Genomic DNA, 17,340 nt, shown 5'->3' with positions numbered 1-17,340 from the left:
TTCAACCGGTCGAAACGCCATCATGAAGACGACAACCAAGCCGCTCAGCGGGACACGCAAGGCGAGTCTCGACCGGATCGATCTGTCGATCCTCAAAGCCATCAGCGCCAATGGTCGCGTGACCTATCAGGCGCTCTCGGAACAGGTCGGCCTCTCCGCGAGGCCCTGCCTGGAACGGGTCCGGAGGCTGGAGGAGAAGGGGATCATCCGTGGCTATGCCGCCCTCGTCGACCCTGTGGCTCTCGGCCATGACATCATTGCGATGACGGGTATCGCCGTCCGGGATCCTTCCACGGCGATGCGGCGTCGGTTGGAGGAGGCTCTCTGCCGGCATCCGTCGGTTGTCGAGCTTCAACTCGTCAATGGCGAGTATGACTACATCGCTCGCATTCTGGCGCCGACGCTGGCGGCTTACGAAGAGATGACCGAGGAGCTTCTCGCCGATCCGCAGCTGGGGATCGCTCGAATTCACACGACATTCGTGCTGAAAACACTCAAAACCTTCGACAGCTATCCCATTCCCGCCAACGCGGAGTGATCCACGAATGCGTCACCGAGGCTCCGTTTGACGCAGGCATTGCTGGGCGGTTCGGGAAATGCGGGTTTGATCGTCCGGCCCCACATTCTCGCCCAGGACCTTGCTCCACAGATCGCTGTGCCGCAATTCGTTGGCCACACACGAACAAAGGGCCTTGCACGTGCCCGGCTGGCCGTTCTGCGACAGGCAGCTCGCTTCGCACTCGGCGACGAAGGGGCGGGCCTCCGCCATGGGACTGGGCCCGGTGACCTGCAGCACCCCATAGAGAAGCCCAAGCAGCACGACCTGATGGATCAGATAGATCGGCAGGCTCTTGCGGCCTGCCCATTTCAAGCCTCCGGACAGGCGGTCCCTTGCCCGCCACTGGGCCAGACGGAGTATCTCCGGGCGCGAAGTCAGGGCCTTCCCGGCCGCCACGCCGGCTAAAACGAGACCGAACCACGGAAAAATCGGCACGTAGTCGTTGGTCACGGGATCGGTACTGCCGAGACCCAGCCAGTCGAGCCACGGCTGGTCGAGCGCCGGACTGGTGAAGAGCCAGGGCGCCGCGAGGCAAAAGGCGGCGAAGAGGAGGACGAGCAGGGGGGGAAGCCGGAGAAACGGGAGAGCCAGAACGCCCGAGACGGCAATGCAATGCAGAATGCCGAAGAATATGAAGCTGTCCGGAAAGGCGAAGTAGGTCGCAACGGTAATCAGCACGGCCGCGCCGCCGACTTTGGCAAGGCGCCGCAGAAAGGCTCTCCATCGCATTCCTTGGGCGTGGGCAAGCACGAGCCCGATCCCAGAGAGAAACAGGAAGGATCCGGCAATGCACCGGGCAAACCAGCGCCAAGCGGGTATCGCGACGATATCCGCGGCGATGAGCTTGAGGAAGCTCAGGTCCCAGCTGAAATGGTAGACGACCATGGCCAGAATCGCGAGACCGCGGGCCACATCGAGGATGTCCCAGCGTTGTTTTGCGACCGTGGCGGCCGGGGGCGAAAATGTCGTCACGCGAGGGTCCCGTCGACGAAGAGGGCAGGGCAAAGGGCAAAGGGCAAAGAACGCCCTATATGAGGTTCATGACCGATCCCCTCGTAAAATCAATGGCTCTGCTGCGCGAACTGATCGACGAGGCCGCCGTGGTGGCGGGATTCACGGGAGCCGGAATCTCGACGGAGAGCGGCGTCCCGGATTTCCGCTCTCCGGACAGTCCATGGATGAAGAACAAGCCGATTCCGTTCGACCTCTACCTGAAAAGCGAGGAAGCTCGGAAGGAGGCGTGGCGGCGTAAATTCATCATGGACGATCTCTATCGGGGCGCCCGTCCCAGCCGGGGACACAAGGCCTTCGCCTCACTGGTCGAATCCGGGCGGATGCCGGGGATCATCACGCAGAACATCGACGGCCTCCATCAGGCTTCGGGCGTGCCGGAGACGCAGGTCATCGAGCTTCACGGAAACGGCACGTACGCCACGTGCCTTTCCTGTGGTCGGCGATACGATCTCGGCTGGGTCCGATCACGTTTCGAGGCGAGCGGTGAAGCTCCGGTCTGCGAAACATGCGGCGGCATCGTGAAATCCGCGACCGTCTCATTCGGTCAAGCGATGCCGGAATCCGCGATGCGCAAGGCTCTCAAGCTCACATTGGCGTGCGATCTGTTTCTGACCGTCGGATCGTCCCTGGTCGTCCATCCGGCAGCGTCGCTTCCGGCAATGGCCAAGGAAAACGGCGCGAAACTCGTTATTCTCAACCGCGAGCCGACCCCGCTCGACCCGATCGCGGATCTTGTGATCCATGGGGAAATCGGTCCTGTCCTGTCGGAATGCATTCCGGGCGGCCGTTAGGCTTTTCGCCGGCTAAGAAAAACATACCCCCCCGATGGTCGTTTCATGCTTCCCCAGATTCAGGACAATGTTATCTTCTCGTTAAGAGTCGGGGTTCTGATTCGAGTGCGGGTTTCTTCATGAATAACGATTACAGCGCCAATCTCTTCCACTTGCGGGAAGACGCAGCATCAGTCGAACACGGCCGTCGCGAGATGACGGACGGTGTCTCTGAGGAGAAATCCCTCGATCTTGTCCAGGTCAGCGGCCGAATCAAATGGTTCGACGTCGCGAAGGGGTTCGGCTTTATCGTCCCCGACAACGGCATGCCCGATGTGCTTCTCCACGTGACGTGTCTGAGACGCGACGGCTACCAGGCTGCCAATGAGGGCGCTCGTATCGTCGTGGAGGCGGTTCAACGCCCCCGCGGATTGCAGGCCCTGCGCATCCTGTCCCTGGACGAGTCGACGGCGCTTCACCCGTCCGAGTTGCCGCTCCCTCGCACGCATGTGCAGGTGGTGCCGACCAGCGGGCTCGAGCCTGCGGTGGTCAAGTGGTTCAACCGGCTTCGGGGCTTCGGATTCCTGACGCAAGGCGAGGGGCGGCCGGACATTTTCGTTCACATGGAAACCTTGCGGCGCTACGGCATCGCCGAACTCAAGCCGGGCGAGCGGGTGTTCGTCCGCTTCGGCGACGGATCGAAGGGTCTTATGGCTGCCGAGGTGCGTCTCGCCGACATGGCGCTGCCGCATTCACACTGACGATAGACGATCATGCGGTTTGTGCGTCCCCTTGCGATCGCGCTGGTCTTCGGCGCGATGACTTCCGGTATTGCTTTGGCGCAGCAGGCGCTCGAGGCCCTCTCCATCCTCCCGCAGGGCGGGCAGCGTCAGAGTTTCCAGGTGGAAGTCGCCCGGAACGACGCGGACCGGGCCCAGGGCCTCATGTACCGCCGGGCGATGCCTGCCAATCAAGGCATGCTGTTCGACTTCGGCCGCGTGGAGCCGGTCGCCATGTGGATGCAGAACACCTATCTGCCCCTGGATATGCTGTTCATCCGCCCGGATGGAACGATCGCCCGGATTGCGGCCAATACGGAACCCTTGTCCACCCGGACCATTCCTTCCGGTGAGCCGGTTCTGGCTGTCCTCGAGCTGAATGCGGGGACTGCGGCCCGGCTCGGGATCAAAGCCGGCGACCGGATAGATCATCCGCTTTTCAAGCGATGACATCTAGGTGCTTGCTGAACGTTGGTCCTCGTGATAGCCAACAGCCTCTCCGGTGACTGAGGCGGGGTGTAGCGCAGTCTGGTAGCGCATCTGCTTTGGGAGCAGAGGGTCGCGGGTTCAAATCCTGCCGCCCCGACCATGTCGCCGGGAAGGACCTTTGAGAGAGTATCGAAAAGCCGATGCCCGCACGGATCTACAAGCCCGCGAAAGCCGCCACGCAGTCCGGACTCGCCCGCACCAAGCAGTGGCTGCTGGTATTCGAGCAGGATAAGCCGCGCGAGATCGAGCCGCTCATGGGCTGGACCAGCTCCGGCGACACGCGCCAGCAGCTTCGCCTGTGGTTCGATACCAAAGAGGAAGCCATCGCCTACGCCGAGCGCGAAGGGATCGCCTACCGGGTCGAGGAGCCGCACGAGGTAAAGCGGCGCACCATGTCCTATTCGGATAATTTCAAGTTTAACCGCGTCGGCCCCTGGACCCACTAAGGGTCGAAGAAGCCGGCGGCACGGCCCCGTAGCTCAGCTGGATAGAGCAGCCGCCTTCTAAGCGGCAGGTCGCAGGTTCGAGCCCTGCCGGGGTCGCCATTCGAATCTCGCCTCGCGTCTGAATGATCATACAGAATCTATAGCACAGCCAAGGCGTTATGCGGTTTTCCTGCTGTATTGCGACAGCTGAGTTGGATGGACGAATGCCCTCTCAGGCCGCGTTTCTCGCGGCGATGACGACCTTGTTGCGACCCTGACGCTTGGCGTCGTACAGGGCGTGGTCGGCGAGCATGACCAAGGCATTGTCCCGTTCGCTCGGAATGCCGGACGGCGGGTTGAGTGTCGCCGTTCCCACGCTGACGGTCACGACACATTTAGGTTCGTTCCTCGAGTGAGGAAGCCCTAATGCCTCGACGCTGGAGCGGAGTTCTTCGGCCAGTTGCGCCGCCCCTTTCTCGGCAGTGGCAGGGAGCAGCAGGACGAACTCTTCCCCACCATACCGCGCCGCCAGATCGCTTGGACGGCGTGCAATCCCCGCAACGGCACGAGCGATCGCCCGCAGGCAGTCGTCGCCCGCCTGGTGTCCATAGACGTCGTTGAATTGCTTGAATTGATCCACATCGATCAGCAGGAGGGAGAGGGATGATTTTTCCCGGACGGACCGACGCCATTCCTGTGCCAAGCGCTCATCGAAGCTTCGACGGTTGCCTAAGCCCGTGAGACCGTCCGTTCTGGCCAGGACGGCAAGCTTGGCTTCGGCGCTCTCCCGTCGTTTCAGCTGGGTCACGAGACCCCAGCCGAGCAGTCCGATCGCGCCGGCCAGCAGGCCGATGCCGGCGCCGCGGACGACGACCTCCGTTCGCCAATCGGCGATGGCTTCATCGTAGCTGACTGACGCCAGGACGACGAAGGGAAAGTGGTCGCCGCTGTCATATCCGGTGATCCGGTCGATGCCATCGAGAGGCGATACGAAGCGGTTATTGCCGGAAGGAGCAGGCGCCATCTGCTCGATGATGGAGGACACCTTGGAGGGATCGCTGCCGGTAAATTGCGTTATGAAAGGGAACCGAGAAATGACCGTCCCGTCTTTCGCAAAAAGCACGATGGCACCTTGGCGCCCGATCACGAAGTGCGCGTAAAATCTCGCGAAATAGCTCGGGTCTATCGTTGCGACGACAATTCCCCCGAAGGATCCGTTGGAGTTCGTGAAACGGCGCGAGATCGTCGTGTTTCGCTGTCCCAGAGGGCGCGACCGGTCCGGCGGCGAAAAATAAGGGCGGCGGCTCAGGTTGTTGCGGTGATGCGCAAAATAGGGGCTGTCCGCCTGGCTGCTTTTGTCGGGGAACAGTTCTTGCGAAGAACTCGCAAGCCATTGGCCCTCCGACCCGTAGACGCTGATTTCTCTTATCCGCGGCAGGAGGGCGACCCGGTTCACGAGAATGGAATGGAGATGCTCCATCTCTTCCCTTGATGTACCGCCCGCTTGAAGCATCTCGGTGACGGCCGCAAGAGCATAGTCGGTCATCTCGAACGTATCCTCGGCATGCTGCTTCAAGGAATGCGCGAGATTTGCCGTCTGGACCTGGGCGTCGTCCAGAGCCTTGTCGTACTCGGTCCAGTCGCGCCAGCCCTCGAGACCAAGAATGGCGAGGCACACAAGCACGATGAAGGTTTGAAGCCAGCGAGTCGAAGAAAGATTTCGTCGGAACCAGGCCGTGCGAGAAGGCTGAGGGCTCTCAGCCTCATATGAAGGATCGCTCGGCAAAGCTGTGCCCCTGAATTTCGAAGCGGTGTTTCCCACCTTTTTCGGCCGGATCCAACAAATTGTTCGGTCCGTTTATAATCTATACTGTTGAAAGGTGGGTTGCGAGAAACAACGAGCCAATAATCTCAGAACTTCCTTAACGTCAATAAAAGGGAAGCACGTTTTTTTCAGTTGTTCGGAGTAAAGTGCGAAAGGGTTCCTTAAAAAGTACACTTCCGCAATCGCGTGGTGATCCGCCCTATAAAAACGAGTATTTAGAGGAATATAGTCATAAGGAAGCGTTCTTGAGGGAAATCTCAGAAACCTCGCGAACTCTTCCTTGGCGTTAAGACGGCCGCACGATTCGGTAGTCTCTATGCCGCCCCTAGCGGCCCCAACGCAGGACCACAGGATCGAGGCGTCGCGCCAGCTCGATCAGTCCTTTGCGGGTTTCGGGGTGGAGCGGCTGAAGGGGAAGACGCGCGGCATCCGACCTGATGACGCCTCCTTCCCTCATCAGGGCCTTGCATGCCAGGAGGCCACATTGCCGGTTCTCATAGTTGATCAAGGGCAACCATCGCTCATAGGCCCGCATGGCCTCTTCGCGGCGCCCGGCGACGTACGGGTCGATGATCTGCCGGATACCGTCCGGATACGCCCCTCCGGTCATGGCGCCCGTGGCGCCCGCGTCGAGATCGGCCATCAGGGTAATGGCTTCCTCACCGTCCCAAGGACCTTCTATGGCGTCGCCGCCAAGAGTCAGAAGATCCCGGAGCTTTGCGGCGGCTCCCGCAACCTCGATCTTGAAATAGGCGACGTTTTGAATCTCCCGCGCCATGCGGGCCAGGAACGGGGCGGACAGGGGCGTCCCGGCGACAGGCGCGTCCTGGATCATGATCGGGATGTCGATGGCCTCCGATACCGCCCGGTAGAACTCATAAATTCCGTTCTCGGAGACCCGTATCGTCGCGCCGTGATAGGGGGGCATGATCATCACCATGGACGCGCCCGCATCCTGTGCCCGGCGGCTGCGCTCGGCGCAGATATGGGTCGCAAAATGCGTTGTCGTGACGATCACAGGCACCCGTCCCGCGACGTGATCGAGAACCTCCTTCATGATGACCTCGCGCTCCTCGTCCGACAGGACAAACTGCTCGGAAAAGTTCGCCAGGATGCACAGGCCGTCCGACCCGGCATCGATCATGAAGTCGACAGCGCGCTTCTGGCCTTCGAGATCGAGTTTGCCGCTCTCGTCGAAAATGCTGGGCACGACGGGAAAGACGCCGCGATAGGGGCGGGAAGCGGTGGCTTGAGGCAAGATCATATCCTCTCGGTCAGTTGAGTTAGGAATTAGTGGTTGTCGCGGGGAACCGGGGAGCCCGTACGGCCGACGAGGAAGTCCAGGTCGGCGCCCTTATCCGCTTGGAGCACATGGTCGATATAGAGCTTCGCATAGCCGCGGGCCGCATGGGGAGCAGGCGGCGTCCAGGCCGCGCGTCTGCTCTCCAGCTCGGCGGCATCCACATGGAGATGCAAGCTCCGGGCCGCCACGTCGAGGGTGATGAGATCGCCGTTCCGGACCAAGGCGAGGGGGCCGCCGGCAGCCGCTTCCGGGGCCACATGCAGAACGACGGTGCCGTAGGCCGTTCCCGACATGCGCGCATCCGAAATCCGCACCATGTCCCGCACGCCCTTGCGCAGAAGCTTCTGGGGCAGGGGCATGTTGCCCACCTCCGCCATGCCGGGATATCCCTTGGGGCCGCAGTTCTTCAGAACCATGATGCAGGTCTCGTCGATGTCGAGATCGTCGTCGTCGATGCACTCATGGAGTTCTTCGATGGTCTCGAAGACGACCGCCCGGCCCGTATGGTTCATCAGCTCCGGGGAGGCGGCGGACGGTTTGATGACCGCGCCGTCGGGCGCCAGGTTCCCGCGCAGGATCGCGATTCCTGCATCGGCCTTGAAGGGCTCGTCGAAAGACGTGATGACGGACGTGTTCCAGCATGGCGCGTCCTTCACGTTCTCCCACAGCGGACGGCCATTCGCCGTGAGCACATCCTTGTTCAGGAGCCCGCGCTCGCCGAGCGTGCGAAGGACCACGGGTAGCCCCCCGGCATAATAGAAATCCTCCATCAGGAACTGCCCGGACGGCATGAGATCGACAAGGCAGTGAACGTCGCGCCCGAGGCGGTCGAAATCGTCGAGGCTGAGGTCGACGCCGGCCCGTCCGGCGATAGCCAGAAGATGGACGACCGCATTGGTCGAGCCGCCGATCGCCGCCAGAACCCGAATGGCGTTCTCGAATGCTTCCCGCGTCAGGATCTTCGACAGAACCAGATCCTCATGCACCATCTCGACGATGCGGCGGCCGGCCATGCGGGCGAGATGGTTGCGGCGGGCGTCCGTCGCCGGGATCGCGGCGTTTTCGGGAAGGCCGACGCCGAGCGCCTCGACCATCGACGCCATGGTCGAGGCGGTGCCCATGGTCATGCAATGCCCATGAGACCGGTTCATTCCCCCTTCCGCCTCGTGGAACTCTTGGAGCGTCACTTCTCCAGCGCGCAGCTGCTCGCTCATGGAAATGATGTTCGTGCCGGACCCGATATACTTGCCCCGGTAGACCCCCCGGAGCTGCGGTCCCCCCGAGACGCCGATGGTCGGCAGGTCGGCGGAAGTGGCTCCCATCAGCAGGGCAGGGGTGGTCTTGTCGCACCCCATGAGCAGAACGACGCCGTCGAGGGGGTGGGCGCGAATGGCCTCCTCCACGTCCATGGCGGCGAGGTTGCGAAACAGCATCGCAGTCGGGCGCATGGTGACTTCGCCAAGCGATGATACCGGGAATTCGAGAGGAAAGCCCCCTGCATCCAGGACGCCGTAACGGACGTGCTCGGCAATCGTGCGGAAGTGGGAATTGCAGGGGTTCAGTTCCGACCAGGTATTGCAGATGCCGATGACCGGCCGCCCCTCGAACTGGTCCTGGGGGAAGCCGCTGTTCTTGAGAAACGAGCGATAATAGAAGCCCATCTTGTCCTGGCGCCCGAACCAGGCCTGGCTGCGCAGCTGGCGCTTCTTGTCATCATTCATGTTTCTTGCGTGCCCTTGAAGATCTCGCGCCGCGGCACCGGATCGGAGAACCGCGACTATGGTTGAATAGGCGCTTCGTTTGCTTCATATAATAGTACTAATAGGCGGCTGTTAAGGCTGCTAAAGTCGAAGAACAAGTCCTCCAGGGAGAAAACGCATGAAGGCTCGACATTTTTTGGCGACTATCGGCATGGCCGCACTGGTGCTGGGATCCGGTTCAGCCCTGGCCCAGACCAAAATGACCGTCGGCTTCTCGCAGGTCGGATCCGAATCGGGCTGGCGTGCCGCCGAAACGAAGGTTTCGAAGAGCGAGGCCGAAAAGCGCGGAATTGACCTCAAGATCTCGGATGCCCAGCAGAAGCAGGAGAACCAGATCCGGGCCGTCCGCTCCTTCATCGCTCAGGGCGTCGACGCGATCTTCATCGCTCCCGTGGTTTCGACCGGCTGGGATGCGGTGCTCAAGGAAGCCAAGGACGCCAAGATTCCGGTCGTCCTCCTCGACCGGTCCATCGATACGAAGGACGAGTCTCTCTATCTCACCGCCGTGACCTCGGACACGGTCTACGAAGGCAAGGTCGCCGGGGAGTGGCTGGCCAAGGAAACGGGCGGGAAGTGCAACGTCGTCGAGCTGCAGGGCACCGTCGGCTCGAGCCCGGCGATCAACCGCAAGAAGGGGTTCGATCAGGTCGTGGCGGCCAATCCCGGCATGAAGATCGTCCGCACCCAGTCGGGTGACTTCACGCGCACGAAGGGCAAGGAAGTCATGGAGAGCTTCATCAAGGCCGAGGGCGGCGGAAAGAACATCTGCGCCGTCTACGCTCACAACGACGACATGGCGATCGGGGCCATTCAGGCCATCAAGGAAGCCGGATTGAAGCCTGGAAAGGACATCAAGATCGTGTCCATCGACGGCGTGCCGGATATCTTCAAGGCCATGGGCGACGGCGAGGCGAATGTCACGGTCGAGTTGACGCCGAACATGGCGGGCCCCGCCTTCGATGCGCTGATCGCCTACAAGAAGGACGGAAAACAGCCGCCCAAATGGATCCAGACGGAGTCCAAGGTCTTCACCCCTGAGACCGCACAGGCCGAGTACAGCAAGCGTAAGGACCTCTACTAAGGTCCTCGCCGGGAGAGGGCGGCTTTCATTCCCGCGCTCTCCCGAGCCCGCCGCCCATCGGCGGCTCTTGCATCCCCGGCGGAAACAGAATGCAGGTCATCAGAGAAGAGCCCGAACTCCTTGAAATCCGCGGACTCACAAAGGGCTTCCCGGGCGTTCAAGCGCTCGATCATGTCGATTTCACATTGCGGGCTGGGGAGATCCATGGGCTCCTCGGCGAGAACGGCGCTGGAAAGTCGACGCTGATCAAGGTGTTGACCGGTGTTTTCAAGCGAGATGGCGGAACCATCCGTCTCGACAGCCAGGAGATCGCGCCGCAGAACCCCGCCGATGCGCTCTCCCTCGGCATCGGCACCGTCTACCAGGAGGTCAATCTGCTACCGAATCTTTCGGTCGCGGAAAACCTTTTCATCGGCCGTCAGCCGCACCGGTTCGGCCTTGTCCGGACCGCCGAGATGCGCCGGAGATCCTCGGAGATCCTGGCGGGCTATGGTCTCGACATCGACGTCGCCAATCCCCTGGGGAGCTTCTCGGTCGCGGTCCAGCAGATCGTCGCCATCGCCCGCGCGGTTGATCTCTCGGCGAAGGTGCTGATCCTCGACGAGCCGACTGCGAGCCTCGACACCCAGGAGGTCGAAACTCTTTTCCGGATCCTCAACGGGCTGAAGCAGCGGGGAATCGGAATTGTCTTCGTCACGCATTTTCTCGATCAGGTTTATGGGCTCTGCGACCGGGTCACTATTTTGCGGAACGGCCGCCTCATCGGCACGCGCCCGATCGCGGATCTGCCGCGCATCGAGCTCGTGTCCATGATGCTGGGCCGAGAGCTGGCCGCCGAGGCCCTCCATCGCGCGCACCGGAGGGCCGTCACGGGAGAGCCTTTGGTGGCTTTCAGGAACTACGGCAAGCGCCGGCTTCTGGAGCCCTTCGACCTCGCGATCCGTCCGGGCGAGGTGGTGGGGCTCGCAGGGCTTCTCGGATCCGGCCGTACGGAGACCGCCAAACTGGTCTTCGGGATCGAGCGAGCGGATACCGGGGAGGCCTTCGTCGACGGAAAGCCGGTGCGGATCGCGTCTCCGCGCGATGCGGCCAGGCTTCGCTTCGGATTTACGCCGGAAGATCGCAAAACCGAAGGGATCGTCGCAGAACTCTCCATCCGCGAGAACATCATTCTGGCGCTACAGGCCCAGCGAGGATGGCTGAACAGGTTGCCGCGCCGCATCCAGGACGACATCGCCAACCGCTTCATCAAGCTGCTCGACATTCGAACGCCCGATGCGGAAAAGCCCATCGGCCTCCTGTCCGGCGGAAACCAGCAGAAAGCGTTGCTCGCCCGCTGGCTTGCCACGGAGCCGCGCTTTCTCATTCTCGATGAGCCCACCCGTGGGATCGACGTGGGCGCTCATGCGGAAATCATCCGCCTGATCGAGCGCCTCTGCGAGGACGGGCTCGCCCTTCTGGTCATCTCGTCGGAACTGGAGGAAATTGCCTCCTACAGCGACCGCGTCGTTGTTCTGCGCGATCGTCGGCATGTACGGGAATTGTCGGGCGCGGAGGTCAGCGCCGACAGCATCATGACAACCATTGCGAGCCATTGAATGAGCGGCGTGATCAGGGCTCAAGCGCCCCGTAGTTTTCCCAAAGGGCTGCCGCAGTTGCTGGCGCTCCTCGTCGTATTTCTGGTCAATTGGTTCGTCTTTCGCGACTTCTTCGCCATAAGGATTCAGGATGGCCGCCTGTTCGGCAGCGTCGTCGACGTGCTGAACCGTGGCGCGCCGGTCGCCATTCTGTCCCTGGGAATGACTCTCGTCATCGCCACGAGGGGCATCGACCTTTCGGTCGGCGCCGTCATGGCCATCGCCGGCGCGACCGCCGCGACCCTGACGGCCCAAGGCTATCCGCTTCCCACAGCTCTCGCGGCTGCGGCCGGCATCGGGCTCCTCTGCGGCCTCTGGAACGGCTTTCTCGTCGCGGTGCTCGAGATCCAGCCCTTCGTTGCGACCCTCATCCTGATGGTGGCGGGGCGCGGTTTCGCGCAGCTGATCACGGAAGGGCAAATCATCACCTTCGTCAGCGAGGGCTTCGCCGCCATCGGCAGCGGTTCCTTCCTCATGCTCCCGATGCCTGTGGTGATCGCCATCGTCGTATTGATCATTACGCATCTGGTGGTGCGATACACGGCCCTTGGGCTCTTCATCGAGGCCATCGGCGCCAATGTGCGCTCGAGCGGCTACGCAGGCATCAGCACGCGGGCGGTGACGATCGCGGTCTATATGTGGTGCAGCCTTTGTGCGGCGATCGCCGGCCTGATCGTCACCGCCGACATTCGTGGGGCGGACGCGAACAATGCCGGTCTCTGGCTCGAACTCGATGCCATCCTGGCGGTGGTGATCGGAGGAACGTCCCTGTTCGGCGGCCGCTTCAGCCTCGGCCTGTCGGTTGTGGGTGCTCTCATCATTCAGGCGATGAATACCGGAATTCTGCTCAGCGGGTTCCAGCCCGAGTACAACCTCATCGTGAAGGCGATCGTCGTGCTCGCCGTTCTCCTGGCGCAATCCCCCGTCTTCGGGGGCTTTCGTGCCGTGCTGAGGGCCAAGAAATGATCAAGCGTCACCTCCCGGTTCTCATTACGCTGGCCGTTTTCGTCGTCGGTTATCTCATCTGCCTCGCCCACTTCCCGAGTTTCGCCTCGACCCGGGTGGTCGCCAATCTCCTGACCGACAACGCCTTTCTCGGCATCGTTGCCGTCGGCATGACGTTCGTGATCCTCTCGGGCGGCATCGACCTGTCGGTCGGTTCCGTGATCGCGTTCACGGGGGTGTTCCTGGCGGTCACGATCGAGAAGCATGGCCTCAATCCCTATCTGGCGTTCGTGCTCGTGCTTTGCCTTGCGGCTCTCTTCGGAGCAGGGATGGGTTTTCTGATCCACACATTCCAAATCCCCGCCTTCATCGTCACGCTCGCGGGGATGTTCCTGGCGAGGGGGCTGTGCTTCGTCCTGACAACCGACTCGATCCCTATCAACGCGCCGGCCTACGGTCAGATCACGGACATCGCCTTTGCGTTGCCGGGAGGAGGACGCCTGACGTTCATCGCCCTCGTCATGCTTCTGATCTTCGCGGGCGGAATCGTCCTTGCCCACTTCACCCGCTTCGGCGCAAACGTTTATGCCCTGGGCGGCAACCGAACCTCGGCGGAGCTGATGGGCGTGCCGGTGGGGAGGACGACGATCCGGATCTATATGCTGTCGAGTTTCCTCGCCGCGCTCGCCGGGATCATTTTTTCGTTCTATACCTCGGCGGGCTATTCCCTGGCCGCGACGGGGGTGGAGCTGGATACGATCGCGGCGGTCGTCATCGGCGGCACTCTGCTGACGGGAGGCTATGGCACCATCATCGGAACGCTCATCGGCGTGCTGATCCAGGGCCTGATCCAGACATACATAACCTTCGAGGGGACATTGAGTTCTTGGTGGACAAAGATCGCGATCGGAGCCCTGCTGTTTGCCTTCATCGTCTTGCAGCGGGGGCTGGCGATGGCTTCCGCCCGGTCCGGTCAGGCGTGAGGGACTGCCCATGGTCTCCATAAACGACTTTCCGACACCCCACAGAACCCGCTCCGCGCACGATCTGGTCGCCCATGGCATCGGTCACAGCATCATGCAGGGCCGCTATCCGGTCGGCAGCACGCTGCCGGGCGATGCGGAGCTCATGGAGTTCTTCGGCGTCTCGCGGACGGCGCTGCGAGAGGCCCTGAAAACCCTCGCGGCCAAGGGCCTGATCGAGTCGAAGACCAAGGTCGGTACGCGGGTTCTGGGGCGAGAGAACTGGAATATGTTCGACGCCGACATCCTGGAGTGGCATCTCCAGCTTGGAGTCGACGCGAGATTCCTGGGCTGGCTCTTCGAGATCCGCCAGTCTCTCGAACCCCTTGCCTGCGCGACCGCCGCGCTTCGGCGCTCGCCCAAGCAATTGGAGCATATGCGTGATGCCCTTGAGGGCATGGGGCGTTGCCGTAACGACCGGCAGGGTTTCACCCGGTCGGACCTGGATTTTCATCAGGCGATCCTGGAGGCCTCGGGAAATCCGTTCCTGCAGTCGATCGGTTCGGTCATCGGAGCGGCCCTTGCGACGTCGTTCGACGTCAGTTCCCCAGTCTCGAGCGAAGACCGGTTCGCAGTCGTCATGAAGCTCCACCGAGCGGTGTTCGAGGCGATCGAGCGGCAGGATGCTGCCGGGGCAGGGCACGCCATGTCGACCCTGATCGTCCAAACTGCCGACCGCGTGGGCATCACGACCCAGGCCGGGGCCATCACCACCGTGAGCCTGCACGGATTTTCCCAAGCAGAGCCGGGTGCTACCATGGAGGGCCAGCCCGCGAATTTTTCGAAGGCTGGGGGATCGTAGGAGCTTAAGCGCCACGAGCTGCCGCTTGAAGAGCCTCGCTTGTATTATAGTATTAATGGTCTGGGCTGGCTTGATCCTCTAGGTTCACCCCGGCCGTACTGAAAGCAAGCACTCCGGAAGAAGAGTGCTCCCGAGGCGCTGCGATTGGGTCCTCGCCCAAGGCGCCGAACAAGAACACCGTATTCGACGACTTGAGGTCGCAAGGACCAAGCCAGCCCTTCGAAGGCGTACGGTCCAAAGTACAGGGAGAACGAACTTGAAGAGACTTACAGCCACGATAGCCGCCCTCGCTCTTGGAGCGTTCGGGCTTGCCGGAGCCGCCCATGCCGAGGGCAAGGGACTTATCGGCGTTTCCATGCCGACCAAGTCGTCGGCCCGCTGGATCGACGACGGCAACAATATGGTCAAGTCCCTGAAGGAAAAGGGTTACGACGTCGATCTGCAATACGCGGAAGACGAAATCCCGAACCAGCTCGCCCAGATCGAGAATATGATCACCAAGGGTTCGAAGGTGCTGGTCATTGCAGCAATCGATGGAACGACCTTGTCGGATGCCCTTCAGCAGGCGGCCGACAAAGGGATCAAGGTCATCGCCTACGACCGGCTGATCCGCAATTCCAAGAACGTCGACTATTACGCGACCTTCGACAACTTCCAGGTCGGCGTGCTTCAGGGCGGTTACATCGAGAAGGCTCTTGGCCTCAAGGAAGGCAAGGGGCCGTTCAACATCGAGCTGTTCGGTGGCTCGCCCGACGACAACAACGCATTCTTCTTCTACAACGGCGCCATGTCGGTCCTCGACCCCTACATCAAGAGCGGCAAGCTCGTGGTGGCGAGCGGTCAGATCGGAATGGACAAGGTGGCGATCCTCCGCTGGGACGGGGCTGTCGCGCAGTCCCGCATGGATAACCTCCTCAGCGCCTACTACAACGACAAGCGCGTGGACGCGGTTCTTTCGCCGTACGACGGTCTGAGCATCGGTATCATCTCGTCGCTCAAGGGCGTCGGCTACGGTACGCCGAAGCAGCCCATGCCAGTGGTAACGGGCCAGGACGCCGAAATTCCGTCCATGAAATCGATCCTCGCCAAGGAGCAGACTTCGACGGTCTTCAAGGACACCCGCGAGCTGGCCAAGGTGGCGGCGAACATGGTCGATTCCATCCTGTCCGGTAAGACCGTGGAGGTGAACGACACCAAGACCTACGAGAATGGCGTCAAGACCGTTCCCTCTTACCTGCTGAAGCCGGTCAGCGTGGATGCCTCCAATTGGAAGCAGATCCTCGTCGACAGTGGCTACTACAAGGAAAACCAGATCAAGTGAGACCGCGCGAGGCGGGCTCGGCCCTTGCACAGGGCCGAGCCCGCGTCCCGTCCGGCGTTCCTGATCGAAAGGGATGAAATGGCAGCAATCCTCGAGATGCGGGGGATCACCAAGACGTTTCCGGGCGTCAATGCGCTGGACAACGTCAATCTCACGGTCGAAGCCGGGGAGATTCATGCTCTCGTCGGTGAAAACGGTGCCGGCAAATCGACCTTGATGAAGGTTCTGAGCGGCGTTTATCCGTATGGGACCTATTCGGGGGACATCGTCTTCGAAGGCGAGGAGCGCCGCTTCAAGGGCATCGCCGACAGCGAGAAGCTCGGCATCATCATCATTCACCAGGAACTCGCCTTGGTGCCGCTTCTGTCCATCGCCGAGAACATCTTCCTCGGCAACGAGCAGGCGTCTTACGGAGTCATCGACTGGTCCCGGGCCTTCGCCCGAACCAAGGAACTGCTGGAGCGGGTCGGCTTGAAGGAGTCTCCCGATACGCTGGTGACGAACCTGGGTGTCGGAAAGCAGCAACTGGTCGAAATCGCCAAGGCCCTGTCGAAAAGGGTGAAGCTTCTCATCCTCGACGAGCCCACAGCGAGCCTCAACGAAAAGGACAGCGACGCGCTGCTCGAACTCCTGCTGCAGTTCAAGGCGCAGGGGATTTCATCGATCCTGATCTCCCATAAATTGAACGAAATCTCGAAGGTGGCCGACTCGATCACCGTGCTTCGGGACGGCAGCACCGTCGAAACGCTCGATTGCCGCGGCGAGGCTGTCAGCGAGGACCGGATCATCCGCGGCATGGTCGGACGCGCCATGGAGGACCGGTATCCTAAGCGCGAGTCCCATGTGGGAGACCCGATCTTCGCGGTCGAAAATTGGAACGCCTACCACCCGATTCATGCGGACCGGCATATGGTGAAGGACATCAACCTTCACATCCGAAAGGGCGAAATCGTCGGCATCGCCGGTCTCATGGGCGCCGGCCGGACCGAATTCGCCATGAGCCTCTTCGGGCGGACCTACGGCCAGAATATCCGGGGCCGGGTTCTCCTTCACGGACGGGAAATCGACGTCAGCACCGTGAGTCGCGCGGTTGCGAACGGGATCGCCTATGTGACGGAGGATCGGAAGACCTACGGTCTGGTCCTGGACGAAACCATCGTGAAAAACGTCACCCTGGCGCATTTGGGTGGCGTTTCCAGCAATGCCGTTATCGACGAAATGCGCGAGCTCGCGGTTGCCAACGATTACCGAAACAAGCTCAGGATCCGCAGCGCCAACGTCTATCAGCAGGTGGTCAACCTTTCGGGCGGGAACCAGCAGAAGGTCGTTTTGAGCAAGTGGCTCTTCGCGAGCCCGGAAATCCTGATTCTGGACGAGCCGACCCGCGGTATCGACGTCGGAGCGAAATACGAAATCTATACCATCATCAATAGCTTGGCCGATGCGGGCAAGGGTGTCCTCCTGATTTCCTCGGAGATGCCGGAGCTGCTCGGAATGTGCGACCGGATCTATGTGATGAACGAGGGGGCGCTCATCGGCGAATTTGCGGCGGCCGAGGCGTCCCAGGAAAAGATCATGCATTCAATCGTGAAATCGGGAAGGCGCTGA

The 17,340-nt window shown here is 61.5% G+C and carries 16 protein-coding genes and 2 tRNA genes; 14 read left to right on the top strand and 4 right to left on the bottom strand.

The genetic code is table 11. The annotated features are described in order from the left end of the window. Positions 1–22: 22 nt before the first annotated feature. Positions 23–538, top strand: coding sequence for an Lrp/AsnC family transcriptional regulator (locus LJD17_RS09870; protein WP_227383995.1), 516 nt, complete (start codon positions 23–25; stop codon positions 536–538). Positions 539–550: 12 nt separating this feature from the next. Here the strand turns inward: LJD17_RS09870 and LJD17_RS09865 are convergent, their stop codons facing one another. Next, a complete protein-coding gene (locus LJD17_RS09865; protein WP_227383994.1) occupies positions 551–1,531 on the bottom strand; it encodes a heparan-alpha-glucosaminide N-acetyltransferase in 981 nt (326 codons plus the stop codon). 68 nt (positions 1,532–1,599) lie between these two features. Between LJD17_RS09865 and LJD17_RS09860 the strand changes: the two genes are divergently transcribed. The 6 genes from LJD17_RS09860 to LJD17_RS09835 all read left to right on the top strand — a co-directional run bounded on the left by LJD17_RS09860 (position 1,600) and on the right by LJD17_RS09835 (position 4,156). Next, a complete protein-coding gene (locus tag LJD17_RS09860) occupies positions 1,600–2,364 on the top strand; it encodes an SIR2 family NAD-dependent protein deacylase (RefSeq protein ID WP_406600786.1) in 765 nt (254 codons plus the stop codon). A gap of 194 nt (positions 2,365–2,558) precedes the next feature. Then, positions 2,559–3,104, top strand: coding sequence for a cold-shock protein (locus LJD17_RS09855; RefSeq protein ID WP_227384300.1), 546 nt, complete (start codon positions 2,559–2,561; stop codon positions 3,102–3,104). Between the two features lie 57 nt (positions 3,105–3,161). Beyond that, a complete protein-coding gene (locus tag LJD17_RS09850) occupies positions 3,162–3,572 on the top strand; it encodes a DUF192 domain-containing protein (protein WP_227384299.1) in 411 nt (136 codons plus the stop codon). 62 nt (positions 3,573–3,634) lie between these two features. Further along, positions 3,635–3,711 (top strand) — tRNA-Pro (locus tag LJD17_RS09845). 40 nt (positions 3,712–3,751) lie between these two features. After that, the gene (locus tag LJD17_RS09840; RefSeq protein WP_227383993.1) at positions 3,752–4,057 is read left to right on the top strand and encodes an ETC complex I subunit; all 306 of its coding nucleotides are present in this window, start codon (positions 3,752–3,754) and stop codon (positions 4,055–4,057) included. 22 nt (positions 4,058–4,079) lie between these two features. Beyond that, positions 4,080–4,156 (top strand) — tRNA-Arg (locus tag LJD17_RS09835). Between the two features lie 112 nt (positions 4,157–4,268). Here LJD17_RS09835 and LJD17_RS24230 read toward each other — a convergent pair. The 3 genes from LJD17_RS24230 to LJD17_RS09820 form a co-directional block, all read right to left on the bottom strand. Further along, the gene (locus LJD17_RS24230; RefSeq protein WP_227383992.1) at positions 4,269–5,720 is read right to left on the bottom strand and encodes a sensor domain-containing diguanylate cyclase; all 1,452 of its coding nucleotides are present in this window, start codon (positions 5,718–5,720) and stop codon (positions 4,269–4,271) included. A 466-nt stretch (positions 5,721–6,186) separates the two neighbouring features. Next, complete coding sequence (locus tag LJD17_RS09825; protein WP_406600785.1) at positions 6,187–7,119, bottom strand: dihydrodipicolinate synthase family protein; 933 nt, start codon at positions 7,117–7,119, stop codon at positions 6,187–6,189. Positions 7,120–7,151: 32 nt separating this feature from the next. Beyond that, the gene (locus LJD17_RS09820; RefSeq protein ID WP_227383990.1) at positions 7,152–8,885 is read right to left on the bottom strand and encodes an IlvD/Edd family dehydratase; all 1,734 of its coding nucleotides are present in this window, start codon (positions 8,883–8,885) and stop codon (positions 7,152–7,154) included. A gap of 190 nt (positions 8,886–9,075) precedes the next feature. On the opposite strand from LJD17_RS09820, the gene ytfQ reads away from it, so the two are divergent. The 7 genes from ytfQ to mmsA all read left to right on the top strand — a co-directional run bounded on the left by ytfQ (position 9,076) and on the right by mmsA (position 17,340). Then, positions 9,076–10,005, top strand: coding sequence for a galactofuranose ABC transporter, galactofuranose-binding protein YtfQ (ytfQ, locus tag LJD17_RS09815; protein WP_227384298.1), 930 nt, complete (start codon positions 9,076–9,078; stop codon positions 10,003–10,005). Positions 10,006–10,094: 89 nt separating this feature from the next. After that, positions 10,095–11,603 (top strand): galactofuranose ABC transporter, ATP-binding protein YtfR, encoded by a 1,509-nt coding sequence (ytfR, locus tag LJD17_RS09810; protein WP_227383989.1) that lies wholly within the window; start codon positions 10,095–10,097, stop codon positions 11,601–11,603. Then, the gene (ytfT, locus tag LJD17_RS09805) at positions 11,604–12,608 is read left to right on the top strand and encodes a galactofuranose ABC transporter, ATP-binding protein YtfT (RefSeq protein ID WP_227383988.1); all 1,005 of its coding nucleotides are present in this window, start codon (positions 11,604–11,606) and stop codon (positions 12,606–12,608) included. It abuts the gene before it with no gap. Beyond that, the gene (yjfF, locus tag LJD17_RS09800; protein ID WP_227384297.1) at positions 12,608–13,570 is read left to right on the top strand and encodes a galactofuranose ABC transporter, permease protein YjfF; all 963 of its coding nucleotides are present in this window, start codon (positions 12,608–12,610) and stop codon (positions 13,568–13,570) included. The genes ytfT and yjfF overlap by 1 nt, the downstream gene beginning before the upstream one ends. A gap of 10 nt (positions 13,571–13,580) precedes the next feature. Continuing rightward, a complete protein-coding gene (locus LJD17_RS09795) occupies positions 13,581–14,411 on the top strand; it encodes a FadR/GntR family transcriptional regulator (RefSeq protein ID WP_227383987.1) in 831 nt (276 codons plus the stop codon). A 256-nt stretch (positions 14,412–14,667) separates the two neighbouring features. Further along, the gene (chvE, locus tag LJD17_RS09790) at positions 14,668–15,732 is read left to right on the top strand and encodes a multiple monosaccharide ABC transporter substrate-binding protein (protein ID WP_227383986.1); all 1,065 of its coding nucleotides are present in this window, start codon (positions 14,668–14,670) and stop codon (positions 15,730–15,732) included. Between the two features lie 78 nt (positions 15,733–15,810). Next, positions 15,811–17,340: a multiple monosaccharide ABC transporter ATP-binding protein gene (gene mmsA, locus LJD17_RS09785; protein ID WP_227383985.1), complete on the top strand. Its 1,530-nt coding sequence runs from the start codon at positions 15,811–15,813 to the stop codon at positions 17,338–17,340.

It is taken from the genome of Microvirga rosea (assembly GCF_020595095.1).
Classification (GTDB): domain Bacteria; phylum Pseudomonadota; class Alphaproteobacteria; order Rhizobiales; family Beijerinckiaceae; genus Microvirga; species Microvirga rosea.
Note: the sequence above shows the minus strand (reverse complement) of the source record. Positions and strands in the feature narration are given on the sequence as shown.